29 protein-coding genes and 1 riboswitch are annotated in these 23,584 nt (G+C 65.3%); of the genes, 14 read left to right on the plus strand and 15 right to left on the minus strand.

Going from position 1 to position 23,584, the window contains the following annotated elements; all coding sequences use genetic code 11:
* Positions 1-72: 72 nt before the first annotated feature.
* A complete protein-coding gene (locus M2335_RS14305; RefSeq protein ID WP_319801201.1) occupies positions 73-411 on the minus strand; it encodes a GIY-YIG nuclease family protein in 339 nt (112 codons plus the stop codon).
* A 237-nt stretch (positions 412-648) separates the two neighbouring features.
* Between M2335_RS14305 and cobA the strand changes: the two genes are divergently transcribed.
* The 6 genes from cobA (at position 649) to M2335_RS14335 (ending at position 6,161) form a co-directional block, all read left to right on the plus strand.
* Entirely contained in the window at positions 649-1,449 is an 801-nt protein-coding gene (cobA, locus tag M2335_RS14310; RefSeq protein ID WP_264572044.1) for a uroporphyrinogen-III C-methyltransferase, read from the plus strand.
* Between the two features lie 4 nt (positions 1,450-1,453).
* Positions 1,454-1,753 (plus strand): DUF2849 domain-containing protein, encoded by a 300-nt coding sequence (locus M2335_RS14315; protein ID WP_181558725.1) that lies wholly within the window; start codon positions 1,454-1,456, stop codon positions 1,751-1,753.
* Between the two features lie 99 nt (positions 1,754-1,852).
* Positions 1,853-3,484: a nitrite/sulfite reductase gene (locus M2335_RS14320; RefSeq protein WP_181558724.1), complete on the plus strand. Its 1,632-nt coding sequence runs from the start codon at positions 1,853-1,855 to the stop codon at positions 3,482-3,484.
* Entirely contained in the window at positions 3,477-3,917 is a 441-nt protein-coding gene (locus M2335_RS14325) for a DUF934 domain-containing protein (RefSeq protein ID WP_264595112.1), read from the plus strand. The genes M2335_RS14320 and M2335_RS14325 overlap by 8 nt, the downstream gene beginning before the upstream one ends.
* The gene (locus tag M2335_RS14330) at positions 3,910-4,689 is read left to right on the plus strand and encodes a phosphoadenylyl-sulfate reductase (RefSeq protein WP_264574460.1); all 780 of its coding nucleotides are present in this window, start codon (positions 3,910-3,912) and stop codon (positions 4,687-4,689) included. Before M2335_RS14325 ends, M2335_RS14330 begins: the two co-directional genes overlap by 8 nt.
* 287 nt (positions 4,690-4,976) lie before the next feature.
* Positions 4,977-6,161: an NAD(P)/FAD-dependent oxidoreductase gene (locus tag M2335_RS14335; RefSeq protein ID WP_264595113.1), complete on the plus strand. Its 1,185-nt coding sequence runs from the start codon at positions 4,977-4,979 to the stop codon at positions 6,159-6,161.
* Between the two features lie 163 nt (positions 6,162-6,324).
* Here the strand turns inward: M2335_RS14335 and M2335_RS14340 are convergent, their stop codons facing one another.
* The gene (locus M2335_RS14340) at positions 6,325-7,827 is read right to left on the minus strand and encodes a replicative DNA helicase (protein WP_181558720.1); all 1,503 of its coding nucleotides are present in this window, start codon (positions 7,825-7,827) and stop codon (positions 6,325-6,327) included.
* Between the two features lie 161 nt (positions 7,828-7,988).
* On the opposite strand from M2335_RS14340, the gene M2335_RS14345 reads away from it, so the two are divergent.
* Positions 7,989-8,288: a GIY-YIG nuclease family protein gene (locus tag M2335_RS14345; RefSeq protein WP_264595114.1), complete on the plus strand. Its 300-nt coding sequence runs from the start codon at positions 7,989-7,991 to the stop codon at positions 8,286-8,288.
* Between the two features lie 78 nt (positions 8,289-8,366).
* Here M2335_RS14345 and bcp read toward each other — a convergent pair whose 3' ends face one another.
* The 7 genes from bcp to tgt form a co-directional block, all read right to left on the minus strand.
* On the minus strand, positions 8,367-8,831 hold the full coding sequence (gene bcp, locus M2335_RS14350) for a thioredoxin-dependent thiol peroxidase (RefSeq protein ID WP_264595115.1): 465 nt from the start codon (positions 8,829-8,831) through the stop codon (positions 8,367-8,369).
* Positions 8,831-11,548, minus strand: a complete 2,718-nt coding sequence (locus M2335_RS14355; protein ID WP_264595116.1) for a bifunctional [glutamine synthetase] adenylyltransferase/[glutamine synthetase]-adenylyl-L-tyrosine phosphorylase — start codon at positions 11,546-11,548, stop codon at positions 8,831-8,833. Before M2335_RS14355 ends, bcp begins: the two co-directional genes overlap by 1 nt.
* A 63-nt stretch (positions 11,549-11,611) precedes the next feature.
* Positions 11,612-11,920, minus strand: a complete 309-nt coding sequence (locus tag M2335_RS14360) for a type II toxin-antitoxin system RelE/ParE family toxin (RefSeq protein ID WP_264595117.1) — start codon at positions 11,918-11,920, stop codon at positions 11,612-11,614.
* Positions 11,921-11,924: 4 nt separating this feature from the next.
* Entirely contained in the window at positions 11,925-12,194 is a 270-nt protein-coding gene (locus tag M2335_RS14365) for a type II toxin-antitoxin system ParD family antitoxin (RefSeq protein WP_264584279.1), read from the minus strand.
* 79 nt (positions 12,195-12,273) lie between these two features.
* The gene (locus tag M2335_RS14370; protein ID WP_264595118.1) at positions 12,274-12,822 is read right to left on the minus strand and encodes a pseudouridine synthase; all 549 of its coding nucleotides are present in this window, start codon (positions 12,820-12,822) and stop codon (positions 12,274-12,276) included.
* A 7-nt stretch (positions 12,823-12,829) separates the two neighbouring features.
* Complete coding sequence (locus M2335_RS14375; RefSeq protein ID WP_264595425.1) at positions 12,830-13,972, minus strand: cupin domain-containing protein; 1,143 nt, start codon at positions 13,970-13,972, stop codon at positions 12,830-12,832.
* An 8-nt stretch (positions 13,973-13,980) separates the two neighbouring features.
* A complete protein-coding gene (gene tgt / locus M2335_RS14380; RefSeq protein WP_264595119.1) occupies positions 13,981-15,168 on the minus strand; it encodes a tRNA guanosine(34) transglycosylase Tgt in 1,188 nt (395 codons plus the stop codon).
* A gap of 442 nt (positions 15,169-15,610) precedes the next feature.
* Here tgt and M2335_RS14385 point away from each other — a divergent pair, with 442 nt between their 5' ends.
* The 4 genes from M2335_RS14385 (at position 15,611) to thiC (ending at position 19,648) form a co-directional block, all read left to right on the plus strand.
* Complete coding sequence (locus M2335_RS14385) at positions 15,611-16,018, plus strand: hypothetical protein (RefSeq protein ID WP_181558714.1); 408 nt, start codon at positions 15,611-15,613, stop codon at positions 16,016-16,018.
* Positions 16,019-16,217: 199 nt separating this feature from the next.
* Entirely contained in the window at positions 16,218-17,048 is an 831-nt protein-coding gene (locus M2335_RS14390) for a MipA/OmpV family protein (RefSeq protein ID WP_264592249.1), read from the plus strand.
* 95 nt (positions 17,049-17,143) lie between these two features.
* Positions 17,144-17,254, plus strand: a riboswitch (TPP riboswitch).
* A 58-nt stretch (positions 17,255-17,312) separates the two neighbouring features.
* Positions 17,313-17,723, plus strand: coding sequence for a DUF2065 domain-containing protein (locus M2335_RS14395; protein WP_264595120.1), 411 nt, complete (start codon positions 17,313-17,315; stop codon positions 17,721-17,723).
* Between the two features lie 29 nt (positions 17,724-17,752).
* Positions 17,753-19,648 (plus strand): phosphomethylpyrimidine synthase ThiC, encoded by a 1,896-nt coding sequence (thiC, locus tag M2335_RS14400; RefSeq protein ID WP_264595121.1) that lies wholly within the window; start codon positions 17,753-17,755, stop codon positions 19,646-19,648.
* Between the two features lie 35 nt (positions 19,649-19,683).
* On the opposite strand, the gene M2335_RS14405 is transcribed toward thiC, so the two are convergent.
* The 3 genes from M2335_RS14405 to M2335_RS14415 are packed head-to-tail and all read right to left on the minus strand — an operon-like array spanning position 19,684 to position 21,198.
* Positions 19,684-20,628, minus strand: a complete 945-nt coding sequence (locus M2335_RS14405) for a hypothetical protein (RefSeq protein ID WP_264595122.1) — start codon at positions 20,626-20,628, stop codon at positions 19,684-19,686.
* A gap of 46 nt (positions 20,629-20,674) precedes the next feature.
* Positions 20,675-20,941 (minus strand): Txe/YoeB family addiction module toxin, encoded by a 267-nt coding sequence (locus M2335_RS14410; protein ID WP_264574446.1) that lies wholly within the window; start codon positions 20,939-20,941, stop codon positions 20,675-20,677.
* Positions 20,938-21,198: a type II toxin-antitoxin system Phd/YefM family antitoxin gene (locus M2335_RS14415; RefSeq protein ID WP_264574445.1), complete on the minus strand. Its 261-nt coding sequence runs from the start codon at positions 21,196-21,198 to the stop codon at positions 20,938-20,940. Before M2335_RS14415 ends, M2335_RS14410 begins: the two co-directional genes overlap by 4 nt.
* Before the next feature lie 63 nt (positions 21,199-21,261).
* Here M2335_RS14415 and M2335_RS14420 point away from each other — a divergent pair, with 63 nt between their 5' ends.
* A complete protein-coding gene (locus M2335_RS14420) occupies positions 21,262-21,651 on the plus strand; it encodes a nuclear transport factor 2 family protein (RefSeq protein ID WP_264574444.1) in 390 nt (129 codons plus the stop codon).
* A 91-nt stretch (positions 21,652-21,742) separates the two neighbouring features.
* The gene (locus M2335_RS14425; RefSeq protein ID WP_264572022.1) at positions 21,743-21,985 is read left to right on the plus strand and encodes a hypothetical protein; all 243 of its coding nucleotides are present in this window, start codon (positions 21,743-21,745) and stop codon (positions 21,983-21,985) included.
* Here M2335_RS14425 and M2335_RS14430 read toward each other — a convergent pair.
* From M2335_RS14430 to M2335_RS14440, 3 genes are all read right to left on the minus strand, one after another.
* Complete coding sequence (locus tag M2335_RS14430; protein ID WP_264595123.1) at positions 21,982-22,398, minus strand: DoxX family protein; 417 nt, start codon at positions 22,396-22,398, stop codon at positions 21,982-21,984. The genes M2335_RS14425 and M2335_RS14430 overlap by 4 nt on opposite strands.
* Before the next feature lie 13 nt (positions 22,399-22,411).
* Positions 22,412-22,546, minus strand: a complete 135-nt coding sequence (locus tag M2335_RS14435) for a hypothetical protein (protein ID WP_264572020.1) — start codon at positions 22,544-22,546, stop codon at positions 22,412-22,414.
* A gap of 104 nt (positions 22,547-22,650) precedes the next feature.
* Entirely contained in the window at positions 22,651-22,905 is a 255-nt protein-coding gene (locus M2335_RS14440; RefSeq protein ID WP_264595124.1) for a DUF2061 domain-containing protein, read from the minus strand.
* A gap of 209 nt (positions 22,906-23,114) precedes the next feature.
* Between M2335_RS14440 and M2335_RS14445 the strand changes: the two genes are divergently transcribed.
* A complete protein-coding gene (locus tag M2335_RS14445) occupies positions 23,115-23,570 on the plus strand; it encodes a COG3650 family protein (RefSeq protein ID WP_264595125.1) in 456 nt (151 codons plus the stop codon).
* The last annotated feature ends 14 nt before the right edge of the window (positions 23,571-23,584 follow it).

A 23,584-nucleotide genomic window follows, 5' to 3' on the forward strand; every position in this document is an offset into this window, starting at 1 on the left:
GCGTGGGGGCGAATTGGCAATGGCGGCGGTTGGTCGATTTGGAGGATGCGGCCGGCTCACGCGATATCTTCGTCATTCCCGCGAACGCGGGAATCCAGTCAATCGAGCGGCGCAAAACCGAGGCTGACTGCAAAGTCCGGCCAATCGGGATTTGGCTTGCTCGATCAGATCAAGTTTCCAGGCTCTGCGCCACTTCTTGATCTGCTTCTCGCGCAGGATCGCATGTTCCATCGTCGCGTGCTGCTCGAACCAGACCAGCAGCTTGACTCCATGTTCCGCCGTAAAGCCGCCGAAGATTTCAGTACGGTGCTGAGCAACGCGCTGCATCAAATTGGAGGTTACGCCCAGATAGAGCGTCCCATTGCGGCGCGACGCTAACAAGTAGACATAAGGCTCGATGCTCCGCTTCATGGCGAGCTCGCTACTGGATTCCCGCGTTCGCGGGAATGACGGGTGAGTGCCCCGTCCCGACAGCCAGTCGTCACCCACTCACAGACAGCAGACCTCCCCACATTCATTTCCATCCCTCCGTCATAACGAAGCACCCACCACCTCTGCCGCCACCCAAAGCCCCCACAATAGTTTCGCTTCGGCCTGCTAAAGCAAGCGTCGGTTGCGGGCTTAGGTGCTCGAACGCATCTACCACCCATGGCGCACTCTGAGTCCTTTACGGCCGGCACGGTCTATCTCGTTGGCGCAGGTCCGGGCGATCCCGATCTGCTGACGGTACGTGCTGCCCGTTTGATCGGCCGGGCGAGCCTGATCGTGCATGACGGTCTCGTCGATGCCGCCATCCTCGCTTTGGCCTCGCCAGAGGCGGAGCTGATCTCAGTCGCCAAGCAACGCTCGCGCCATTCGATGAAGCAGGAGGCGATCAATTCGCTGCTCGTCGGCGAGGCGCTTTCGGGCCGTGACGTCGTGCGCCTCAAGGGCGGCGATCCCTTCATTTTCGGGCGGGGCGGCGAAGAGCTGGAGGCCTGCCGCGAGGCTGGCGTGCGCTGCGAGGTCGTGCCCGGCATCAGCGCGGCGGTCGGCGGCGGCGCCAGTGCCGGCCTGCCACTCACGCATCGCGAGGATGCCAGCATCGTCAGCTTCGTCGCGGGGCAGTGCAAGGGTCTTTCCGAGCAGAATTGGGTCGGCCTGGCCGGGCCCGGACGCACGCTCGTCATCTATATGGGCCTCGCGACCAGCCAGGATATTGCCGAGAAGCTGATGCGCGACGGGCTCTCGCCCTCGACGCCGGTCGCGGTCATTGAGAAAGCGACGCGCCCCGATCAGCGCGTGCTGCGCAGCCTGCTCGCCGATCTTGGCGATCTCGTGGCGCGCGAGGCGGTCGCGAGTCCGGCGCTGATCGTGGTGGGGGAGGTCGTGCGGCATGCCGATGCGCTCGATTGCCTGCCGCTTGGATCATTTCACATTGAGCACAGCACAGGTGCGGGGAGCCACTGACGACATGAATATCCTGACCGGCAATGATCTCGCCACAGGCGACGTCATCTGGTGGACTGGCCAAGGCTGGTCCATCCATGTGAACGACGCCGTGGACGTCGGCGAGAAGGGCGCGGAAATCGCCCAGGCCGAAGCCGCCGCGCGTCGCGTGAACGAAGCCTATGTGATCGACGGCGAGCAGGATGGTGAGGGCAATATCCGCCCCGCCCACATCAAGGAGCGCATCCGCGCGCTCGGCCCGACCGTGCGCCTCGACCTGAGCCTCAAACCCGCCGACCCCAATGCCGGCAACTGGGTGATATGATGGCGCGCCAAACCACCCTGCCGTTCGTGTCGAGCGAAGTCGAGACACGCCGCACCCAACGCTTCTCGACTTCGCTCGAAGCGAACGGAAAGTAAGACCATGTATCAGTACGACACTTACGATCAGGCGATGGTGGATGCCCGCGTTGCCGAATTCCGCGACCAGACCCAGCGTCGCCTCGACGGGCAGCTGAGCGAGGCGCAGTTCCGCCCGCTCCGCCTGATGAACGGCCTGTATCTCCAGTTGCACGCCTATATGCTGCGCGTCGCCATTCCCTATGGCACGCTGTCGGGCAAGCAGATGCATATGCTCGCCCACATCGCGCGCAAATATGACCGCGATTACGGCCATTTCACCACCCGCCAGAACATCCAGTATAACTGGATCAAGCTCGCGGACGCGCCGGACATTCTCGCCGATCTCGCATCGGTGGAGATGCACGCCATCCAGACCAGCGGCAACTGCATCCGCAATATCTCGTCCGACCAATATGCCGGCGTCTCCGCCGACGAGGTCGCCGATCCGCGCCCGCTCGCGGAGCTGCTGCGCCAGTGGTCGAGCTTCCACCCGGAGTTCACCTATCTGCCGCGCAAGTTCAAGATCGCGGTGATCGCGAGCGCAGAGGATCGCGCGGCCATGCGCCTGCATGACATCGGCATCGAGCTGGTGAAGAAGGATGACGAGATTGGCGCTCGCGTGTTCGTGGGTGGCGGCATGGGCCGCACGCCGATGGTCGCGCCGGAAATCCGCGACTTCGTGCCCTTCGCTGAAATCGTCTCCTATCTGGAGGCGTGCCTGCGCGTCTACAATCGCCACGGCCGACGCGACAACAAGTACAAGGCGCGGATCAAGATCCTCGTTCACGAAATGGGCCGGGAGGAATATACCCGCCAGGTCGAGGAAGAGTTCGCGCATATGAAGACGCTCGGGCTCGATCCGCCGCTTGCCGAACTGGCGCGCATTGCCGATCACTTCGCGCCGCCGGCCTATGAGACCGGCCTCTCGGACGAGATCGACCTCTCCGACCGCGATTTCGCGGCCTGGGTGAGCACGCAGGTGAAGCCGCACAAGGTGCCGGGCTATGCCATCGTCAACATCAGCCTGAAGCCCATTGGCGGCATTCCGGGCGATGCCTCCTCCGCGCAGATCGACCTGATGGCCGAGCTGGCGGAGAAATACAGCTTCGATGAGCTGCGCGTCACCCACGCCCAGAACATCGTGCTGGCGCATGTCAAGAAGGCGGATCTCTACGCGCTGTGGAAGGCGCTGGAAGAAGCCGATCTTGGCACCGCCAATCTCGATCTCATCAGCGACATCATCGCCTGCCCGGGCCTGGATTATTGCAGCCTTGCCAATGCGCGCTCGATCCCGGTCGCGCAGAAGATCGCGCAGCGCTTCTCCGATCTCGATCGGCAGAAGGAGCTGGGCGAACTGAAGCTGAAGATCAGCGGCTGCATCAATGCCTGCGGCCACCATCATGCCGGCAATATCGGCATTCTCGGCGTCGATCGGAAGGGTGTGGAGAATTACCAGCTCCTGCTCGGCGGTTCCGGCGCGGACGATGTCAGCCTTGGCCAGATCACTGGTCCTGGTTTCGACGAGAACGGCATTGTCGATGCGGTCGAGAAGGCCACCAACGTCTATCTCGCCAACCGGCAGGAGGGCGAGCGCTTCGTCGACACCTTCCGCCGGATCGGCATGGCCCCGTTCAAGGAGGCACTTTATGCTTGAATATCTGTCCCTGCGTGAAGGCGGCGAGGCAGCCGAACTGCCCGCCGTGACGCTGGAGGCCTTTTCCGGCCAGAGCAATTCGGCCGCGGTACGCATCGAGCCGGGCGAGGACGCCCGCGAATTGCTGCCGCATCTGGACCGCGTGGCGCTGGTGGAGGTGAACTTCCCCGTGTTCGGTGACGGGCGCGGCTATTCGGCGGCGCGCATCCTGCGTGAGGCTGGCTATGCCGGCGAGTTGCGCGCGGTGGGTGATGTCGCGGTCGATCAGATCAGCCACATGGTCCGCTGCGGGTTTGACAGCTTCCGGCCGGACAAGCCGCTCGACCCTGCGCTGGTCGAGGCAGCGCTCAACGGCTTCCCCGGCGTCTATCAGAAGACCGTCGATCCGCGCGCGCCGATCTGGGCGCAGCGCCACGGAGCAAGCAATGGCTGAAGCCGCTCGCCAGATCGACCGGATCGACGCCGCCCCGCGCTGGACGCAGGCGGATGCGGACGCGCTCAACGCGCGCTTTGCGGGCGTGGATGCGGGCACGATGCTCAAGACGCTGTTCGCCGAGGATGCGCTGGGCACGGTCGCCGTCGTCTCCTCCTTCGGCACGGAAAGCGCGGTGCTGCTTCACCTCATCGCGCAGGCGGACAAGAGCGTGCCGGTGATTTTCGTCGATACGCTCAAGATGTTCCCCGAGACGCTGGACTATCGCGATACGCTGATCCGCACGCTCGGCTTCACCGATAGCCGCGTGGTCGAGCCGAAGGCCGACGTGCTGGCGGCGAAGGACGACAAGGGCCTGCGCTGGTCCTACGACCCCGATGGCTGCTGCGAAATCCGCAAGGTCGAGCCGCTGGCGCGCGCCAAGCAAGGCCTCGATGCGTGGATTAGCGGGCGCAAGGCCTTCCAGTCCGTGACGCGCCAGAACCTGCCGCGCTTCGAGATCGAGGACGGGCGCCTGAAGATCAATCCGCTGGGTGATTGGGACAAGGCGGCGCTGGAAGCCTATTTCACCGCGCACGACCTGCCCCGCCATCCGCTGGAAGCACAGGGCTATCTCTCGATCGGCTGCGAACCCTGCACCAGCAAGGTGATGCCGGGCGAAGACCCGCGTGCCGGTCGCTGGCGCGGCTGGGACAAGGTGGAATGCGGCATCCACACCAGCTCGACGCCGCTGGCGGACCCGGAAGACCCGGCCAACCAGCCGGCGTTTTGAAGGGGAAGCTCGGCGCCGAGGGTCTCGGGGCCTGTTCGAGATTGCCGCTTGATCTATCGTCACCCCGGGCTTGACCCGGGGTCCAGCTAACTGAATAGCCCTCTCCCCTTAAGGGGAGAGGGTTGGGAGAGGGGAAACTCGGCGCAGCAACTCGCCCCTCTCTACTCCGGCTAGCCGATAAATCGGCAAGCCTGCGTATCTCTCCCCTCAAGGGGAGAGAGTAACTTGCCCAAACCTGGTCGTCACGGCGTAGGCATTGCGCCTCATCCTTAGGTTCGAAAGCCCCCATGCCCACCTCCCCCACCCCCTATGACGCCATTATCCTCGGCGCCGGCGCGGCGGGGTTGATGTGTGCGGCGGTGGCCGGGCAGCGGGGGCGCAAGGTGCTGCTGCTCGATCATGCCGACGAGCCGGGCAAGAAAATCCTCATTTCCGGCGGCGGACGGTGCAATTTCACCAACCTCCACACCGCGCCGGATCGCTACCTCTCCAGCAATCGCCATTTCGCCAAATCCGCGCTCAGCCGCTACACCGCGCAGGATTTCCTCGCGCTGGTCGAGCGCTACGGCATCGCCTGGCACGAGAAGACGTTGGGGCAACTCTTCTGCGACGGTAGCGCGCGGCAGATCGTCGCCATGCTCCTGGAGGAGTGCGCGAAGGGCGCTGTCGACATCGCCTGCGCCTGCCCGATCCGGGAGGTCACCCATGCGGATGGCCAGTACCACGTCGACACGCCGCGCGGCATCGCGACCGCGCCGGCGCTGGTCATCGCCACCGGCGGGCCGTCCATTCCCAAGATGGGCGCGACCGGCTTTGCCTATGATCTTGCCCGCCAGTTCGGCCTCAAGATCGTGCAGCCGCGCCCGGCGCTGGTGCCGCTGACCCTCAGCGGTGACGATGCGCTGTTTCGCGAGCTGTCCGGCGTCTCGGCCGATGTCGTCGCCCGCACCGGCAAGACGCGCTTTCGCGAGGCGGCGCTGTTCACACATCGCGGCCTCTCCGGTCCGGCGATTCTGCAAATCTCCTCCTACTGGCGCCATGGCGAGGGCGTTGGCATCGATTTTCTGCCCGATCATCCGCGCGACTGGCTGCTTGCCGCCAAGCGCGAGGCCCCGCGCATGACCCTGCGCCGCCTGCTCCGCGCCGCGCTGGCGGAGCGCCTCGCGGACCGGCTGGCGGCCGATCTTGCGCTGGAGGCGGAGCTCGGCAACCTGCCCGACCGCGCCCTTGCCGCCGCACAAGCGCGTCTGGCGGACTGGACGTTCATGCCCAATGGCAGCGAAGGCTATGCCAAGGCGGAGGTGACAGCGGGCGGCGTCGATACCGCCGGCCTCTCCTCGCAGACGATGGAGGCCAAGGCGGTTCCAGGTTTGCACGTGATTGGTGAGGCGGTGGATGTGACCGGCTGGCTGGGCGGCTATAATTTCCAGTGGGCGTGGGCCAGCGCCCATGCGGCGGGACAGGCGGTTTAAGTCCGCCGCACCATCATCGCACCCACGTGCTCCTGCGGAGGCAGGAGCCCAGGGCGGAGAAGCCGGTCGATTGTGCCCTGGGTTCCTGCCTTCGCAGGAACACAACATCTGCCACAACCGCCCCTAGCCGCCGGGAAGAGCTCAGGCGCCCTCCTTCAATCCTTCACTCATAACCATCATCCGCCCCGGCATAGCTATCGTCCGCCAGATCGGTGAACCGCGTGATCTTGGAATCGAAGTAGAGCCGCACCTTGCCCGTGGCGCCGTGGCGCTGCTTGGCCACGATCAGCTCGGAATGGCCGGTGATCCGGTCCATCTTCTCGCGCCAGGCGGCATAAGCGCCCTCGTCCTCGATCTTGGGCTCCTTGCTCATCTCATAATAGTCCTCGCGGTAGAGGAACCACACCATGTCGGCGTCCTGCTCGATCGAGCCGGATTCGCGCAGGTCCGAGAGTTGCGGGCGCTTATCCTCGCGGCTTTCCACCGCGCGGCTGAGCTGGGAGAGCGCGATCACCGGCACCATCAGCTCCTTGGCGAGGGTCTTCAAGCCACGGCTGATCTCGGAAATCTCGTTGACGCGGCTGTCGCCGGTCTTGCCCGAGCCTTGCAGCAGCTGGAGATAGTCGACCACGATCATGCCGATATTGTGCCGGCGCTTGAGGCGGCGGGCACGGGTGCGCATCGCCGCGATGGTGAGGCCAGCGGTATCGTCGATGAACAGCGGTAGATCCTGCAACTCGCGCGAGGCGCGGACGAGGTTCTGGAACTCGCTATGGTTGATCCGCCCCATGCGCAGCTTCTCGCCGCTGATGCCCGACTGCTCGGCGAGAATACGCGTCGCCAGCTGGTCGGCGGACATTTCCAGGTTGAAGATCGCAACCGGCGCGCCGATCGACTTTTCCGGCGGGATGCCGTCGGCCATGTCGCGCATCCACCGGCTGGCGGCATTATAGGCGATGTTGGTCGCCAGCGAGCTCTTGCCCATGCCCGGGCGCCCGGCAACGATGATGAGGTCCGACGGATGAAGGCCACCGGTGCGGTTGTTCAGGCCATCCAGGCCCGAGGTGATGCCCGAGACATGGCCGCCGGAATTGAGCGCCTTCTCCGCCATGCCGACTGCAAGCCGCGTCGCCTGCGCGAAGGTCTTCATGCTGCCGGTATCGCCGCCCTGCTCGGCCACGGCATAGAGCGCCAGTTCCGCCTGCTCGATCTGCCCCTTAGGGTCGATGGCATCGGAGGTATCGAGCGCCTTGTCGACCAGCTCCCGTCCGACGCCGACCAGCTCGCGCAGCAGCGCCAGATCATAGACCTGCCGCGCAAAATCGCGCGCGCCGATCACCGCCGCGCCGCTGCCGGTGAGCTGCGCGAGATAGGCCGGGCCGCCCAGTTCCTTGAGCGCCGGGTCGCTCTCCAGCAGTGGCTTCAAGGTCACCGGATTGGCGACCATGTTGCGATCGACCAGCTTGAGGATCGCCTCATAGATGCGCCCGTGCAGCGGCTCGAAGAAATGCTCGGCGCGCAACTCCATCTGCACGTCCTCGACGATCCGGTTGTCGATCATCAACGCGCCGATCAGCGCAGCCTCCGCCTCCACATTGCGCGGCATACGGGCTTCAGAGCCGGGCACATCGGGCACCGGAGCAAGACGGATCGTGTTTTCTGACATGGGGGAGGCATTGTCCTCTCTTCCGAGGTGCGGCGCAAGAGCCGAGGGTGCGTCCAACTGTGGAGGACTGTGGATAAGACTGGGGATGGATTTTGGAAGCGCCACCTCAACTCCGTCACCCCGGGCTTGACCCGGGGTCTCGCTTCTCAGCACATAAGTCCATGGATCGGGAGCGACAGGGTGGCTGGGTCTACATCATGGCAGATCGCTATCGCGGCACGATGTATGTCGGCGTGACCGCTCATCTCGGCGCGCGCGTTCTTCAGCATCGCAGCGGAACAGGATCGGACTTCTGCGCCCGCTATGGATTAGCCCGACTGGTGTGGGCGGAGCCGGGCGAGGACATTGCCCAATGCATCGCTCACGAGAAACGGCTCAAGCGCTGGCGACGCGAATGGAAGTTCGCGCTGATCGAACGGGATAATCCCGACTGGAATGACAGGTTCGATCTGCTTGTCTGAAGAAGCGGGACCCCGGGTCAAGCCCGGGGTGACGCGAGAAGAGAGGTCGATCTGCCGCGCAATCCGTGGCACAAACCCTCATCCCAGCCCCTTCACCGCCTCCAGAACCTCGGCGGCGTGACCCTTCACCTTCACCTTGGGCCACACGCGCACGATCTTTCCGTCCACATCCGCCAGGAAGGTCGCGCGCTCGATGCCCATATATTTGCGGCCATAAAGGCTCTTCTCGACCCAGGTGCCGAAGGCCTCGCACACGCTGCCATCGCCATCGGACGCCAGCGTGACGGCGAGGCTGTGCTTGTCGGCGAAGCGCTTGAGCTTGGCCGGCGCATCCTTGGAGACCGCGATCACCGGCACGCCCAGCGCGCCAAAATCACCGATCAGCCCGGTGAAGTCGATCGCTTCGGTGGTGCAACCCGGCGTATCGGCCTTGGGGTAGAAATAGACGACCAGCGGCTTGCCACGAAAATCCGCGAGCCGGATCGGCGCCTCGTCCGCACCGGTGAGAGTGACGTCGGGCAGGGTATCGCCTTGGCTCAGCATCATGTCGTTCCTTCCGATGGCGCCGCCTGGCCGGCCAGCGCGTTCCAGCTCGTGGCGATGATCTGCCGCGCGGCATCGATTCGGGCAAGCAGCTCGCCCCAGTCGCGGGCCCCGCAGGCCCGTGCGACCAGCCAGCGGCTTTCCTCCACCGGTTCGCTCGATTGCGGCGCGACGAGGCGAGCGACGACCAGATAGCGAGTCAGCAGGTCCGCGGCCTCACGCAGCGCGTCATCAAGGAGCCCGGCGGCGACCAGTTTCTCCAGCGCGATGTTGAGACTGGGCGAGAAGCCAGTGCGATGGGTGAGCTGCGTCACATGGATGAGGAATTCCAGATCGACGAGGCCGCCCGGCATCAGCTTCACGTCGAGTGGCCCGGCTGGCGGCTTGTGGGTGGCGATGTCGCGCCGCATCTTCACCGCCTGCGCGAGCAGTTGCGCGAGGTCGCGTTCGACCATCAGCGTCTGCCGGACGATCTCGTCCAGCGCGGCGCGGGCGCTGGGCGATCCGAACACCGGACGGGCACGGGTGAGCGCCAGATGCTCCCAGGCCCACGCCGCCTCCGCCTGATAGCGCGCAAAGCTTTCGAAGCTGACCGCGAGCGGCCCCTGGTTGCCCGAGGGGCGCAACCGCGTATCGACTTCATAAAGCGCTCCGGCGGCCGTCGGCACGGAGAGCGCGTTGATCACCCGCTGGGAGAGGCGGTTATAATAGAGCGTCGCGCCCAAGGGCCGGCGCCCGTCCGATTCCGCGTTGAAATCGCCGCTGAACAGGAAGATCAGATCGAGGTCGGAGGCGTGGGTGAGCAATCCGCCACCGAAACGCCCGAGCGCCAGGATGGCCAGCTCGCTACCCGGCACCCGGCCATGGGTCTGCTCGAACTCCGCCACGGCAGCTGCGGCGAGCACATCCACCGCCGCCTCCGCCACCCGCGCATAGCCTCGCCCGACCTCAAGCGGATCGACCTCGCGACTGACGATCTGCACGCCCAGCGCAAAACGCCGCTCGCCCACCACATGGCGGACATGATCGAGCCGGTGCTGGAAGTCATCGCCGGCATCATGCGTGCGCATCGTCTCGATGAGCGTTGGCACATCGGGCGGCAGATCGAGCGCGCTCTGGTCGATCAGCCCGTCGAACAGCGCCGCGCGGCGCCCCAGCGCATCGGCCAGCGTGGGCGCGTGCGAGAGGATCGTCACCAGCGTCTCGGCCAGTGCCGGGCGCGCGACCAGCAGGCGCAGCAGATTGACCGCCGTGGGCAGGCCTTCGATCACCTGATCCAGCTTGTTGAGCGCAGTCAGCGGCGCCGGCGCACGGGCGATCTGGCGCATCAGGCCGGGCAGCAGCTCCTCCAGCGCCTCGCGCGCCGGGGCGCTGCGCAGCGGACGCAGGCTGCCGTCCCGCCAGCGGGTGATGCGCGCGACGAAGGGCTCGGTCTCTTCAATGCCGATGTCTTCCAGCCGCTGCGCCAGTGCGCGCGGCTCATCGGGCAGGCGATCATCGCCTTCCTCATCCTCGCCGACCAGCCCATCGAAAGTGAGGCCGGTCGCCTCGACATGCGGCCGCAATGCCGCGAGCAGCGCCGCGCCGTCGGCATAGCCGGCCAGCTGCGCGACATTCTCGAGCGCAGCCGGGCTTTCCGGGAGCATGTGCGTCTGCCGGTCATCGACCATCTGCAGACGATGCTCGATCGTGCGGAGCATCACATAGGCCGCATCGAGCCGCGCGCGCTCGTCAGGCTTGATCAACCCCGCCTCGCCCAGCACGCGCAGCGCCGCGCGCGTGGCCGGTGCCCGCAGCGCAGGGTTGCGCCCGCCCTGAATGAGCTGGTGCGCCTGCGCGAAGAACTCCACTTCGCGAATGCCGCCGCGCCCGCGCTTCAAGTCGAAGCCGGGGCCGAAGCGCTGACCACTGGCGTAGTGCGCTCGGATGCGGCGCGAGACATCGCTGATCGCCCGGATCGCACCGAAATCCAGACTGCGCCGCCAGACGAACGGCCGGATCGTGCTCAGAAACTCCTCACCCAGCGCGATGTCGCCCGCCGCCGCCCGCGCCCGCACGAATGCCGCCTGCTCCCAGCCGACCGCCGCGCTCTCATAATAGCTGATCGCCGCCTCGACCGGCAGGATGATCGGCGAAACCTCGGGCGATGGGCGCAGCCGCAGATCGACCCGGAACACATAGCCGTCCCCGGTCCGCTCGGTGAGCAGCGCCACCATCCGCCGCGCCAGCCGTAGCGCTGCCTCCTGTGGCTCTTCCTTGCCGCGCGTCGGGATCGTGTCAGGATCGAAGATCAGGATCGGGTCGATGTCCGAGCTGTAGTTCAGCTCCCGGCTGCCATGCTTGCCCAGCGCGATCACCGCGATGCCGCGCGGCGCCTCATCCGGGTAGCGCTCGGCAAAGGCCGCGTTCAGCGCCGTTTCGATGGCTTCGTCGGCAAAGTCGGAGAGCCGCCGGGTGACGATATCCAGATCCCAGAGTCCGGCCAGATCGGCAATCGCTGCCACCAGCGCGAGCGCGCTGCGCCGCACCCGCAGACGCCGATCCACCGCCGCATCGCGCTCCAACGCCCGTCCGGCCGCCCATGCAGCCTCCGCACCCCCCTGAAGCAACAGTGCAACCAGCTCGGGATAGACATCGATCTGCCGCGCCAGAAACGGCGAATGCGCCCGCGCGCGGGCGAGGGCATCGGTAATAGGGGTGGTGGTCAGGCTCTCCATTGCCGCCTCTTAGCGGCAGGAGGGATGGGCGGGAAGAGTGGGTGGGCGTGACGCGAGCCCACCTCAAGCGTCATCGGCAAGCAACGCCGCGAAATCCTGTCCGCCATAGAAAATACCGAGAACGGTGACGCTCACGCCGATGGCCGAATAAGCAATCGTCACCCGCCTCCGGAAAGCGATCGTGCGCAGACCAGGGCGAAGGTCGTCGCGCGGTGTCCCGCGGTGGGGGAAATCGGCGAGCTTCTCGCAATGCTCGACAATGGCTCCGACGTAGCGACTGGCGATATCAGCGGACGCTTCGCGAGCAATATAGCGGAACAAGGAGATCAGTTGCGCTTCGGCTTCCGGCGCAAAACTGACCACGCTTTGCATTCGATCAGGACGTGGCGGCGCGTTCTGCGGCCAGCGCGGCCTTCACGTCCGCCGGAGACCGCGCGCGGCGCGGGTCAGCCTGCATCGCATCATAAGTCCGCGCGACGTCTTCACGCAGCCAGGCCTCCACAGCCTGCTCTCGCGCCTGAAGAGCTCGCAGCCCATCCCGGATCACTTCACTTTCGCTGGCATATTCACCCGACGCGACCCGCGCCTTGACCTGCGCCGCCATATCGATGGGCAATGTCACGCTCAGTTGCTGCGTAGATCGCATGGTAAGCTCCTGCGGGGCGAACCAGTAGGATTTAATCCTATCAAATGCGCATTTCAATCCCACGTGAGGATTGGGAGGCCTAAACCGCCACCTCGCGCCATTCTCCCGGCGCCAGTCCGTCCAGCGTCCACGCCCCCACCTGCCAGCGCACCAGACGCAGCGTGGGATTGCCGACCGCTGCGGTCATCCGGCGCACCTGGCGGTTACGGCCTTCGCTGATGTTGAGGCGCAGCCAGCAATCGGGCACGCTCTTGCGCACGCGGATCGGGGGATCGCGCTCCCAGAGGTCCGGCGGTGCGATGCGATCGGCCTGCGCGGGGCGGGTCATGCCGTCGTTGAGCATGACGCCGCGCCGCAAGCGCTCGAGCGCCGGCTCGTCCGGCTCGCCCTCCACCTGCACGAGATAGGTCTTGGGTGTCTTGTAGCGGGGGTCGGAGATGCGCGCCTGCAAGCGGCCGTCATCGGTGAGCAGCAGCAGCCCCTCGCTGTCCCGGTCCAGCCGACCGGCGGGATAGACGCCTGGCACATCGATATAGGCCGCGAGCGTCGGGCGTGGCGAGGGCGAGCGCGCATCGGTGAATTGCGGGAGCACGCCATAGGGTTTGTTGAAAAGAATGAGCCGCGCCATCGTCCGCTTAATCCTCTGGATCGAGGGTGACGCTGCCCTGATTGGCCAGCGCCGCGATCAGCGCCAGCACCGCCGCATCCGGGGTCTTCACCGGCACGTCATCTCCTGCACAGAGCTGCTCGGCGAAGCGCGCTGCCTCCCCCGAGCAGGCAAACGCCTCGCCATCGACGAACAGCGTCAAGGCATCGGCCCCGTCACGGACGAACACGAAGCGGCTTGCCGGATTGCGGCGCACCGGCAAGCCGTCGTTCAGCGTCTCTTGCATATCCTCCGCCAGCACCGGCGCTTCAGGCCGCCAGTCTGCCTGCGGATATTTGGGCGTGCTGCTCGCTTGCCCGAACCAGCGCGCGAATCCGGCGCGATCCGCCAGCGCCTGCGTCGCCAGATCGTGCAGCCGGGCCAGCGCCTCGGGCGTGATCTCGCCGGGATTGGTCTGGGGCGGCAGGCCGGGATCGGCATAACGATCATCCTCGGCCAGCCCTTCTGCGACATGGGCGCTCCAGTCCTCGATCAGGTCGCGCTGGGAAGGCGCGCGAAAGCCGATGGAATAGGTCATACAGTCCGGCCCGACCGCCACGCCATCATGCGCGATGCCCGGTGGCAGATAGAGGATGTCGCCCGGCTCCAGCACCCATTCCTGCGTCGGCACGAAGTCCGCCAGCAGGCGCAGGTCGTCATGCGGGCGCAACGGCGTCGCCTCGTCGCACAGACCGCCGATCTGCCAGCGCCTTTTGCCTGCGCCCTGGATGAGGAACACGTCATATTGGTCGAAATGCGGCCCGACCCCGCCACCATCGGTGGCATAGCTCACCATCACATCATCCATCCGCCAGTTGGGGATGAAGCGGAAGGGCGCCATCAGCGCGGCCACCTCTTCGACGTAATGATCGACCGCCTGCACCAGCAGCGTCCATGGCGCATCGCCGAGCGCGCCAAAGCGCGCCTCGTCCAGCGGTCCGTGCTCGACGACCCAGTCGGTGCCGGCCTGGGTGATCAGCCGCGATTCCACCTCATCTTCGCAGGCGAGGCCGGCGAGATCGTCCGGCTCCAGCGGGTTGATCCACTGGCTCCACGGATTGCGGATGAGCAGCGGCTTGCGCTGCCAATACTCCCGCAGGAACAGGTCGATGTCGAAATCGGCGAGCTGCAAGGGCGCGCTCAAAACGCCTTGCTCGCATAATCGGCGCGGAAGCGGCTCGCGAACTCGGTGAGCCGCCCGGCGGCGATCGCATCCCTCAGCCCCGCCATCAGCGCCTGATAGAAATGGAGATTGTGCTGGGTCATCAGCATCGCACCCAGCATCTCACCGGCTTTGACCAGATGATGCAGATAGGCGCGGCTGACGCTGCCGCAGACCGGGCAGGTGCAGCGCGCGTCGAGCGGCGTCGGATCCTCGGCAAAGCGCGCATTGCGGATGTTGAGCGGTCCGGCCCATGTGAAGGCCTGCCCGTTCCGCCCGGAGCGGGTCGGCAGCACGCAATCGAACATATCGATGCCGCGCTCCACCGCACCGACGATATCGTCCGGCTTGCCCACGCCCATCAGATAGCGCGGCTTTTCGGCCGGCAGATGGCCCACGCAATGGTCGAGGCAGGCGAACATCGCCTCCTGCCCCTCGCCCACGGCAAGGCCGCCGACGGCATAGCCATCGAAGCCGATCTCAACGAGCGCCTGCGCGGACTGCTTGCGCAGTTCCTCATCGAGCGCGCCCTGCTGGATTCCGAACAGCGCCGCCCGCGCGGCATGGTCTCCGCCCGCATCGAAGCCCGCGCGCGAGCGCGCCGCCCAGCGCATCGAGCGCTCCATGGCCTGCGCCTGCGCATCGCGGCTGGTGGTGGTCGGAACCAGCTCGTCAAAGCACATCACGATGTCGCTGCCGAGCAGCCGCTGGATTTCCATCGATCGCTCGGGGCTGAGCATATGGCGCGAGCCATCGATATGGCTGGCAAAGGCGACGCCCTGCTCGGTCACCTTGGTGAGCGCAGACAGGCTCATCACCTGATAGCCACCGCTATCCGTGAGGATCGGCCGCTCCCAGCCGGAGAGCGCATGCAGTCCGCCCAGCGCCGCCACCCGCTCCGCACCGGGTCGCAGCATCAGGTGATAGGTATTGCCCAGGATGATATCCGCGCCCGCCGCGCGCACTTCCGCAGGGCGCATCGCCTTGACGGTCGCCGCCGTGCCGACGGGCATGAAGGCCGGCGTGCGGATCACGCCGCGCTTCATGACGATCTCGCCGGTGCGGGCCTTGCCGTCCGTGGCGGCGATGCTGAAGGCGAACCGCGCGGACTGGGGATCGACCGGCACGCGGAAGGGCGGGGGAGTATGCGGGGCGCTGTCGCTCATGCCCCGCGCCATAGCGCGCCACGGCCGCATTGACACCCCCCGGCGGGCGACGTGTGTCAAGCCAAGAGGATATAACGAACACCCTTCACCCTTCTCCCCTTGAGGGAGAAGGATACGCAGCCTTGCCGCCTTCTGGCGGCTAGGCGGAGTTGGATGAGGGGTGGCGGATCTCTGATCCGCGAGATCCTTTGGATCGCTTACCCCTCTCCCAGCTTCGACTAAGGCAGCAGGCTGCCAAGTCTGCGCATCCCTCTCCCTCAAGGGGAGAGGGCATGAAACCCACCGGCAACCTTCCTTCACCGCCGTCAGATAATCCCGCAAAATTCCATCTGGACCGCCCGCGCACCCGCGCTAAAGTCCGCGCCAGCCGAGGAGCCCACAAGGCCCCGGACCAATCGCCTGCCCCATGCTGCCCGGGGGCGGGCATCATCGGGAGAGATCAGTGGCAGAGTTCGACATGATTGATGCAACGGCCTGGGCGGCCATGCTGCTCGGGGCGTTTACGCTGGCCGCCGCCATCGGCGCGCTGCGCAAGCCCGGCCTGTGGCAGACGATGGTCAAGGAGATCGAGCAGTCGCCTGCCCTGCAATTGCTCTGCGGGCTGGTGGAGCTGATCCTCGGCGCCGCGGTCTATCTTGCCAATCCATGGATTCCGGCGGATATCCTCACGTGCATCATGAAGGCCATTGGCGGCATCATGATGATCGAGGCGCTGGTCGTGCTCGCCTTCTCGGACCTCTACTTCCACTTCTGGCTGCGCAATCTGGCAAACATGCAGCGCATCTGGGTGGCGCTGACGCTGGTCTGCGGGCTGGCCCTCACCGTGGCGGGACTGATGCGGCTCAACTGACCGCGCACGGCATCCTGCGTGATGCCGGAAGGACGCAGGCGGACAGGATTGTCGACGCAGAGACGGGCGTGATCGGCGCAGCGGGAGCCTTCTGCCTCCTGCGGCGTTGCACGGATCAGCCTCTTGTCGGAGTTTCAACTTGCGCCCCTTCCCCTCCCTATCCCCTTGTCTTCTCGCCATTCTGGCCGTCGCACCCGCTTTGTCGGCACCCGCCCTCGGCCAGACCACAACGGCGGCAAGCGAAGCTGCCGAGCAGCGTGAAGCCGCACGCGCCCGCGCGGGGGACCGGCTGACCATCGGCCTGGGCGCCGCAGTGATCCCGGAATATGAGGGCGCCAACGGCACCAGCATCACGCCGGTGCCCGGTGCGGTGGGCAAGCTGGGCGGTCTCAACTTCCTGTACGTCGGCAATCGCGCCAGCATCGATCTGATCAACGATGGTGGCTCGCGCTGGGATTTCCAGCTCGGTCCGGTCGCCACCATCGGCCTCAACCGCACGAATGTCGACAAGATCGACGACGAGCGCATTCGCGCGCTCGGCAAGGTCGGCACCTCGGTCGAGCTCGGCGGCTATGCCGGCATTGCCCGCTGGGGCCTCATCACCAGCAATTATGACCGCCTCTCCGCAACGGTCACCGCGCGTAAGGATGTCGCGGGCGCCCATGGCGGCACGATCATCACCCCCTCGGTCAGCTACATGACACCGCTGAGCACCAAGAGCCTCGCGGTCGTGTCCTTTAGCGCCAATCATGTCGACGGCGATTATGCCGGCACCTATTTCTCGATCACTCCCGCACAGAGCGCCGCAAGCACCCTGCCCGTCTACACCGCCGGCAGCGGCTGGAAGGACTGGACGCTCGCCGCCGCCGGCAACATCGCCCTGACCGGCGATCTCTCGGGCGGCCTCTCGCTGGTCGGTGGCGTGGCCTATACCCGCCTGCTCGGCGACATCGCCGATAGCCCGGTGGTCCGCCTCGCCGGATCGCGCAACCAGTGGATGTTCGGCGCGGGACTGGCCTACACCTTCTGATCCACCGCCGCGCGGGCCTTGCGTACGGCGCCCGCGCGGTGAGTCCTCTTCGGCTGACGGCACCATTGCACTCTCGCTCCAGAGGGCCTATCCTCCTGCCTTCCCCGGGGAGCCTGCTGACTGGCTGAGAGGGATGGGTAGCGCCATCCGACCCGTTGAACCTGAACCGGCTCGTACCGGCGGAGGGAGCGGAGCGTGGCCAGTCTTGCCACCCTCATTCCCTTAGCCACAGGCGCGCCGGCCCTTGAGAGGAGGGTGGCGGCGATGATGACCGGTAGCGTGCTCACCCTGCAACTGGCGCAGGTGCTAGGGCTTTATCTCATTCTCATTGGCCTTGCCGGCCTCTCCGCGCCGCAACGCTGGCGCGCGCTACTGGATGATTTCGACCGCGCGCCCGGGCTGGTGCTGCTCGCCGGTGTGGTGACCTTCGCCATCGGCGCGGCGCTTGTGCTCACCCACAGCAGTCTCACCGATCCGCTCGCGACCCTCGTCACGCTGTTTGGCTGGGGTGCGCTCATCAAGGGCGCGCTGCTGATCGCCGTGCCGGGGCCGTTGCTGCGCATCGGCCGCGCGGTCTCCTCCGCGACCGCCACCCGCATCTGGGCGATCGCCGCGATCGTCCTTGGTCTTCTGCTCGGCGTTGCCGGGCTCACCGGCCGTGCCGGTTTCCTCTGATTCCTCCGTTCACAGAAAGGCTCATCCCCATGGCTGACATCCCCGCTAAGGCCGAAATCGGCGTCACCACCGGACCCATTCGTGGCAGCCGCAAGATCCATGTCGGCCCGCACCGTGTGGCGATGCGCGAGATTCACCTCGAGCCCAGCTCCGGCGAGCCACCGGTGCGCGTGTATGACACGTCCGGCCCCTATACGGACCCGGACGCGCGGATCGACATCATGGCCGGCCTCCCCGCCCTGCGCCGCGACTGGATCCTCGGGCGCGGCGATGTCGAGGCCTATGATGGCCGCGCGGTGAAGCCGGAGGACAACGGCCAGCTTGGCCCGGACCGCTCCGGCGGCGTCCGCCCCTTCCCCAATGTCGTCAAGCGCCCGCTGCGCGCCAAGGCCGGCGCCAATGTCTCCCAGATGCATTATGCCCGGCGCGGAATCATCACGCCCGAGATGGAATATGTTGCCGAGCGCGAAAATCTCGGCCGCGCGCGCCTCGCCGAATATATCCGCGATGGCGAGAGCTTCGGCGCCAGCATCCCCGATTATGTGACGCCCGAGTTCGTGCGCGATGAGGTGGCGCGCGGCCGCGCCATCATCCCCAACAACATCAACCACCCCGAGAGCGAGCCGATGGCGATCGGCCGCAACTTCCTGGTGAAGATCAATGCGAACATCGGCAACAGCGCCGTCGCGTCCGATGTCGCCAATGAGGTCGACAAGATGGTCTGGTCGATCCGCTGGGGCGCGGACACGGTGATGGACCTCTCCACCGGTCGCAACATCCACGACACGCGCGAGTGGATCATCCGCAATTCCCCCGTCCCCATCGGCACCGTGCCCATCTATCAGGCGCTGGAGAAGGTCGGCGGCATTGCCGAGGACCTGACCTGGGAGATCTTCCGCGATACGCTCATCGAGCAGGCCGAGCAGGGCGTGGATTATTTCACCATCCATGCCGGCGTGCGCCTTGCCTACATCCCCATGACCGCCAAGCGCGTCACCGGCATCGTCTCGCGCGGCGGGTCGATCATGGCGAAATGGTGCCTCGCGCACCACAAGGAGAGCTTCCTCTACGAGCATTTCGACGAGATTACGGAGATCATGAAGGCCTATGACATCGCCTACAGCCTTGGCGATGGCCTGCGCCCCGGCTCCATTGCCGATGCCAATGACGAAGCGCAATTCTCCGAGCTGTACACGCTGGGCGAGCTGACGCACCGCGCCTGGAAGCAGGATGTGCAGGTGATGATCGAAGGGCCGGGCCATGTGCCCATGCACAAGATCAAGGAGAATATGGAGAAGCAGCTGCAGGTCTGCGGCGAGGCGCCCTTCTACACGCTTGGCCCCCTCACCACGGACATTGCGCCCGGCTATGACCACATCACCAGCGGCATCGGCGCCGCGCAGATCGGCTGGTATGGCACGGCGATGCTCTGCTACGTCACGCCCAAGGAGCATCTCGGCCTGCCCGACCGCGACGATGTGAAGGTCGGCGTCGTCACCTACAAGCTCGCCGCCCACGCGGCCGATCTTGCCAAGGGCCACCCCGCCGCCAAGGTCCGCGACGATGCACTGAGCCGCGCCCGCTTCGAGTTCCGCTGGCGCGACCAGTTCAACCTCAGCCTCGATCCCGAAACCGCCGAACAATATCACGACCAGACCCTGCCCGCAGAAGGCGCCAAGACCGCGCACTTCTGCTCCATGTGCGGCCCGAAATTCTGCTCGATGAAGATCACGCAGGAAGTGCGCGACTTCGCCGGCAAGCAGAATCAGGGCGTGGAAGGCTTCATCGCCACCGGCCCGACCGGTGCGGAGACGGCGGCGGCGAGCAAGGCTGCGGCGCTCAAGGGGATGGAAGAGATGAGCAAGGTGTTCCGCGAGACGGGGAGCGAGCTGTATATGGGGAGTGGGGGACGGGAGCGGGATTGAGGGCCAAGGCGGCGGGATATCCACCTTGTAATTCTCTAGGCAATTTTATTGTTTGGCAGATAAGCTTCGCCAGTTTCGTCGGCATGGCGCCAGAGTTTCTCCATGAGCTCTGGCAGCCTTTCCCCTCCAGCGACAACTCGCATAACATGCGCTCCGTCAATGCAGATGAATTTCAGTGAGCCTTTGCTATTAAGCCCTTTCAGCGCCTCCACGGAACAGCCATTGATCGATATGTATATCCCTCTCGTATCTGCAGTCTTTCCCTCAATCTTATAGATGAATGCACCAAATTCTGCGCCCGCAATTGGGCTCTTTACCCATTTCGCTTCGACGAGATTGGTTCGGGATCGCCAAGAGAATGATCCGTCAATCTGCTCACCTTTTAACTTGAAAGACGAACGAGGATCCAATCCTTCAAGTTCAAATAGGTCATTTAGGAAAGATTCTAACAGATATCCCCGGGCTTGTGCATTGCCTTCCGTCATTAAACTAAGGAAACGTTCATGTAGTATAACGCGTGCCTGTTCTCTTTTTAAAAGAGCATCCGTCCGCTTACGCTCCTCGGTTGCTCGTTGTTGGGAGCGGAGAAGTTCCTTCTCTTCCCGAATACGTCGCGCTTCGAAAGCGTCGCTCTTCTGCTTATTTTTCAATCCTTCAATTGCGGCCAATGCCGATGCAGAAGCGTCCGGGAAATTGCCGCTCGTCAAACCCGTAACAATTGCGGATACAATACGGGTGCCTTCGGCCCCCGCCGAATCAAGATCCGATAAAACTTCCTGAACAACGAATCTCTTAGGCGCTCTGTCATATTCTCTGTTTGAGGAGTTCGACGCGATAAGCTCTGCTCGATCCCGAGCAGCCTTGAGCATTTCGCCAGGCACACCGGATCGAATAAGATATCTGTCTAAGGCTTTGTGGTAATTAAAGCATTCGCTCAGAGCGTCCTCGACATATCCCAGAGTTGCCGCATCAAACCGCATCTAATCGTTCCCCTCAAGCGCGATGTGGGGATTACTAGGCCAATTCTCAATAATGATACCGGCACTGCGCCACTTGTAGCGTCTGGTCCTTCCCGCTCCCCGCCACCCGATACACCAGCCGATGCTCATGGTTGAGCCGACGCGACCACCAGCCTGACAAATTGCCACCCAACGGCTCAGGCTTGCCGGTGCCTTTGAAGGGATGTCGCCGGCATTCCTCGATCAGCCCGTTGAGCTTCTCGGACATTTTGGGGTCATGGTCCTGCCAATGGCGATAATCTTCCCACGCCGTCGGCCAGAACGTCACGTTCACGGGAGTGGCACGCCCTCGTTATCAACACCGGCACCGCCCGCCTCGAAGCCCCGCACGGCTTCCAGCAAGCGCTCGGCATTTTTGGGCGAACTCAGCAGGTACAGTGTTTCCTCGATCGACGCCCATTCGCTCGCGGAGACCAGCACCGCTCCTTCACCACGCTGACGCGTGATGGCCAGCGGTGCGCGATCCGCAACGACCTTGTCGATCATCGACTTCAAATTCTCGCGCGCTTCGGAATAGGATACAGCCTGCATATCCTAAATATGGACAGAGCTTTGTACAATGTCAATCGCGTCACTATCTCTGGCACGGGCCGTATGACCACCCCCACCGACCTCCCCATCCGCGCCCGACGCGCCGCCTTCAATCGCGCCATTGCCGATGGCGACGCGCAGGCCATCGGCGCGATCCTGGGCAAGGACTGCGTGATGATCACCGGCACGGATAGCGCGGTCATCGCCGGGCGGGCCGCTCAGCTGAGGGTGTGGCAGCGCGAGTTCGCCTCGCCCAGCCGGCTCGTCTATGAGCGCATCCCCGCCGCCATCACCGTCTCGCCGGTCGAGCCGATCGCACTGGAGCAGGGCGAATGGCGCGGCGTCGCGCGGGAGAGTGGCGCGCTGGCGGCCTCGGGCGTCTACACCGCCAAGTGGCGCGAGGTGGCCGGGCAATGGGTGATCGAGGCGGAGATTTTCGTCACGCTCGCCTGAGCCGCCCGTGCGCCGCGCACGGCTCTGTCCTCCTCGCCTGCCATGCGCTAGGGGATGGCACCCCTTTCCCACGCAACCCATAGGAGCCGGCATGGCCGATCTGTATCTCAAGGCGCTGGAATCCGAGCGCAAGGCCCTGTGGGCGACCTGCCGCTTGAAAGGCCTGCCGCGCGACACGCCCGAGCGGGAGCGGATCGCGGCAATCGATGCGGACATTGCCGCGCACAAGGCCAAGCAGGCTAATGGGAAGCCAGCCGGCGGGAATCCAGCCGGTGCCAAGGCGCCCGCCAAATCTGCCGGCGCGAAGAAGGGCGGCGCGGGCAGCGCGCGCTAGGGCTTGCGCGCGGCGCCGGTCCGCCAGGGCCAGTCGGTCACGCCGCTCGCCCACAGCGCCCACCAGATGATCACCGGCTGCAGCGCCAGCCGGGGCGCATGATACCACCAGCCCAGATGCGTGCCGCCGATGGCGATGTCACCCAGCGCATGGTTGAGGTTCGCCGGCCAGACGCACAGCGCATAGAGCGCGAGGGCCATGCCCGCCGCACTGCGCAGCGGCGGGATCATGAGACCCAGCGCCCCGGCGATCTCGGCAACGCCCGTCAGCATCACCACCTGTGCCGGCCAGGGCACCCAGTCCGGCGTGATGGCGATGAAGCCGGCCGGCGTCCGCAGATGCGCAGTACCGGCGACCAGATAGGCCGCCGCCAGCACCCACCGTGCCGCGCGTCGTTGCCAGGAGGTGGGCATCGCGCGCCTGATCTTAGCTGTTCCGCATATTCTCCAGCCCCTTGACCACGCCGGTCTTCTGGCTGGGCTGGGACGCATTCTGCTTGGGCGGCTTTTCCGCCTTCGGCTTGCGGACTTCCTTGTTCGACTTTTTCTGGCCCTTGGCCATTGGCGTTCCTCTCGGGGTGACGGGCGCATCAGCCCGCACCGCACATCCTACGCCTGCCGCTGCGCAAAAGCGCGTTTATTCGCGGATCGCCTTCCGTCGGACGATCACCCCCAGCGCACCGCCGCCATGCGCGCATCGAACGCCTCGCCCGGAACCGCTGCTGGAGCCGCCGCCGCGCGGGCATCGGCCGCCTTCCAGGCCTTCTCATGGAAGAAGAAGGCCACGGCATTCACCGCCGGTTCGATGAGCGCGATGCCGCCAGCCATCGCCAGCGATCCGGTGAGCAGATACGCCACCGTGAACCCCACGGTCAGATGAACGGCCAGATAGGTCAGCGTCTTGGTCAGGTCACGGGGCATGGCAGTCCTCAATATCTTTCCACTGGTCGGGCACGGCAGCGGGGTGGCTGATCATTTATTGAGAACCGTTCGCAAATTCAAATCGATTGATCCGCTTACAGTGATGGATCGGGCGTGCGCTCCATCTCTCCCCGACCTGCCCGACCATGATAGCCCGCCAGCATCGCAAAGCGCTTGCCCGCAAAGCATAGCGGGCGCAGAGGGAAGGCATGATCGACGCCGTCACCCTCAATATCGTCCGGGCGCTGCCCCTCGCGCTGCTGCTCGCCGGTTGCCAGTCGCATGGCGATGAGCCCAATGTGCCGGGGAATCGCGACGACAACCGCCCTTATTCGGAGATTGCGGCGAACGAGACCGTGCGCTTCACCGGCACTGAGCCGTTCTGGGGTGGTCAGGTCGTCGGCAAGACGCTGGTCTATGAAACGCCCGAGACGCCCAAGGGCGAGCGGGTCGCGGTGGAGCGGTTCGATGGGCGCGGCGGCCTCTCGTGGAGCGGCACGCTGAACGCGGCGCCCTTCACGATGACGTTGACGCCGGGCGATTGTTCGGACGGCATGTCCGACCGCACCTATCCGTTCGTGGCCACGCTCCAGATCGGCGATGCGCTGCGCTCGGGCTGCGCCTGGTCCGATGCCCATCCCTTCAAGGGCGATGCGGCACCCTGAGCCGGGCGCCGGCT

It is taken from the genome of Sphingobium sp. B12D2B (assembly GCF_025961775.1).
Taxonomy (GTDB): Bacteria; Pseudomonadota; Alphaproteobacteria; order Sphingomonadales; family Sphingomonadaceae; genus Sphingobium.

What these genes read in the sequence shown, in the direction of transcription:
- M2335_RS14305 (WP_319801201.1), bottom strand. Translation starts at nt 411, where the DNA reads ATGAAGCGGAGCATCGAGCCTTATGTCTACTTGTTAGCGTCGCGCCGC.
- cobA (WP_264572044.1), top strand. Translation starts at nt 649, where the DNA reads ATGGCGCACTCTGAGTCCTTTACGGCCGGCACGGTCTATCTCGTTGGC.
- M2335_RS14315 (WP_181558725.1), top strand. Translation starts at nt 1,454, where the DNA reads ATGAATATCCTGACCGGCAATGATCTCGCCACAGGCGACGTCATCTGG.
- M2335_RS14320 (WP_181558724.1), top strand. Translation starts at nt 1,853, where the DNA reads ATGTATCAGTACGACACTTACGATCAGGCGATGGTGGATGCCCGCGTT.
- M2335_RS14325 (WP_264595112.1), top strand. Translation starts at nt 3,477, where the DNA reads ATGCTTGAATATCTGTCCCTGCGTGAAGGCGGCGAGGCAGCCGAACTG.
- M2335_RS14330 (WP_264574460.1), top strand. Translation starts at nt 3,910, where the DNA reads ATGGCTGAAGCCGCTCGCCAGATCGACCGGATCGACGCCGCCCCGCGC.
- M2335_RS14335 (WP_264595113.1), top strand. Translation starts at nt 4,977, where the DNA reads ATGCCCACCTCCCCCACCCCCTATGACGCCATTATCCTCGGCGCCGGC.
- M2335_RS14340 (WP_181558720.1), bottom strand. Translation starts at nt 7,827, where the DNA reads ATGTCAGAAAACACGATCCGTCTTGCTCCGGTGCCCGATGTGCCCGGC.
- M2335_RS14345 (WP_264595114.1), top strand. Translation starts at nt 7,989, where the DNA reads ATGGATCGGGAGCGACAGGGTGGCTGGGTCTACATCATGGCAGATCGC.
- bcp (WP_264595115.1), bottom strand. Translation starts at nt 8,831, where the DNA reads ATGCTGAGCCAAGGCGATACCCTGCCCGACGTCACTCTCACCGGTGCG.
- M2335_RS14355 (WP_264595116.1), bottom strand. Translation starts at nt 11,548, where the DNA reads ATGGAGAGCCTGACCACCACCCCTATTACCGATGCCCTCGCCCGCGCG.
- M2335_RS14360 (WP_264595117.1), bottom strand. Translation starts at nt 11,920, where the DNA reads ATGCAAAGCGTGGTCAGTTTTGCGCCGGAAGCCGAAGCGCAACTGATC.
- M2335_RS14365 (WP_264584279.1), bottom strand. Translation starts at nt 12,194, where the DNA reads ATGCGATCTACGCAGCAACTGAGCGTGACATTGCCCATCGATATGGCG.
- M2335_RS14370 (WP_264595118.1), bottom strand. Translation starts at nt 12,822, where the DNA reads ATGGCGCGGCTCATTCTTTTCAACAAACCCTATGGCGTGCTCCCGCAA.
- tgt (WP_264595119.1), bottom strand. Translation starts at nt 15,168, where the DNA reads ATGAGCGACAGCGCCCCGCATACTCCCCCGCCCTTCCGCGTGCCGGTC.
- M2335_RS14395 (WP_264595120.1), top strand. Translation starts at nt 17,313, where the DNA reads ATGATGACCGGTAGCGTGCTCACCCTGCAACTGGCGCAGGTGCTAGGG.
- thiC (WP_264595121.1), top strand. Translation starts at nt 17,753, where the DNA reads ATGGCTGACATCCCCGCTAAGGCCGAAATCGGCGTCACCACCGGACCC.
- M2335_RS14405 (WP_264595122.1), bottom strand. Translation starts at nt 20,628, where the DNA reads ATGCGGTTTGATGCGGCAACTCTGGGATATGTCGAGGACGCTCTGAGC.
- M2335_RS14415 (WP_264574445.1), bottom strand. Translation starts at nt 21,198, where the DNA reads ATGCAGGCTGTATCCTATTCCGAAGCGCGCGAGAATTTGAAGTCGATG.
- M2335_RS14420 (WP_264574444.1), top strand. Translation starts at nt 21,262, where the DNA reads ATGACCACCCCCACCGACCTCCCCATCCGCGCCCGACGCGCCGCCTTC.
- M2335_RS14425 (WP_264572022.1), top strand. Translation starts at nt 21,743, where the DNA reads ATGGCCGATCTGTATCTCAAGGCGCTGGAATCCGAGCGCAAGGCCCTG.
- M2335_RS14430 (WP_264595123.1), bottom strand. Translation starts at nt 22,398, where the DNA reads ATGCCCACCTCCTGGCAACGACGCGCGGCACGGTGGGTGCTGGCGGCG.
- M2335_RS14435 (WP_264572020.1), bottom strand. Translation starts at nt 22,546, where the DNA reads ATGGCCAAGGGCCAGAAAAAGTCGAACAAGGAAGTCCGCAAGCCGAAG.
- M2335_RS14440 (WP_264595124.1), bottom strand. Translation starts at nt 22,905, where the DNA reads ATGCCCCGTGACCTGACCAAGACGCTGACCTATCTGGCCGTTCATCTG.
- M2335_RS14445 (WP_264595125.1), top strand. Translation starts at nt 23,115, where the DNA reads ATGATCGACGCCGTCACCCTCAATATCGTCCGGGCGCTGCCCCTCGCG.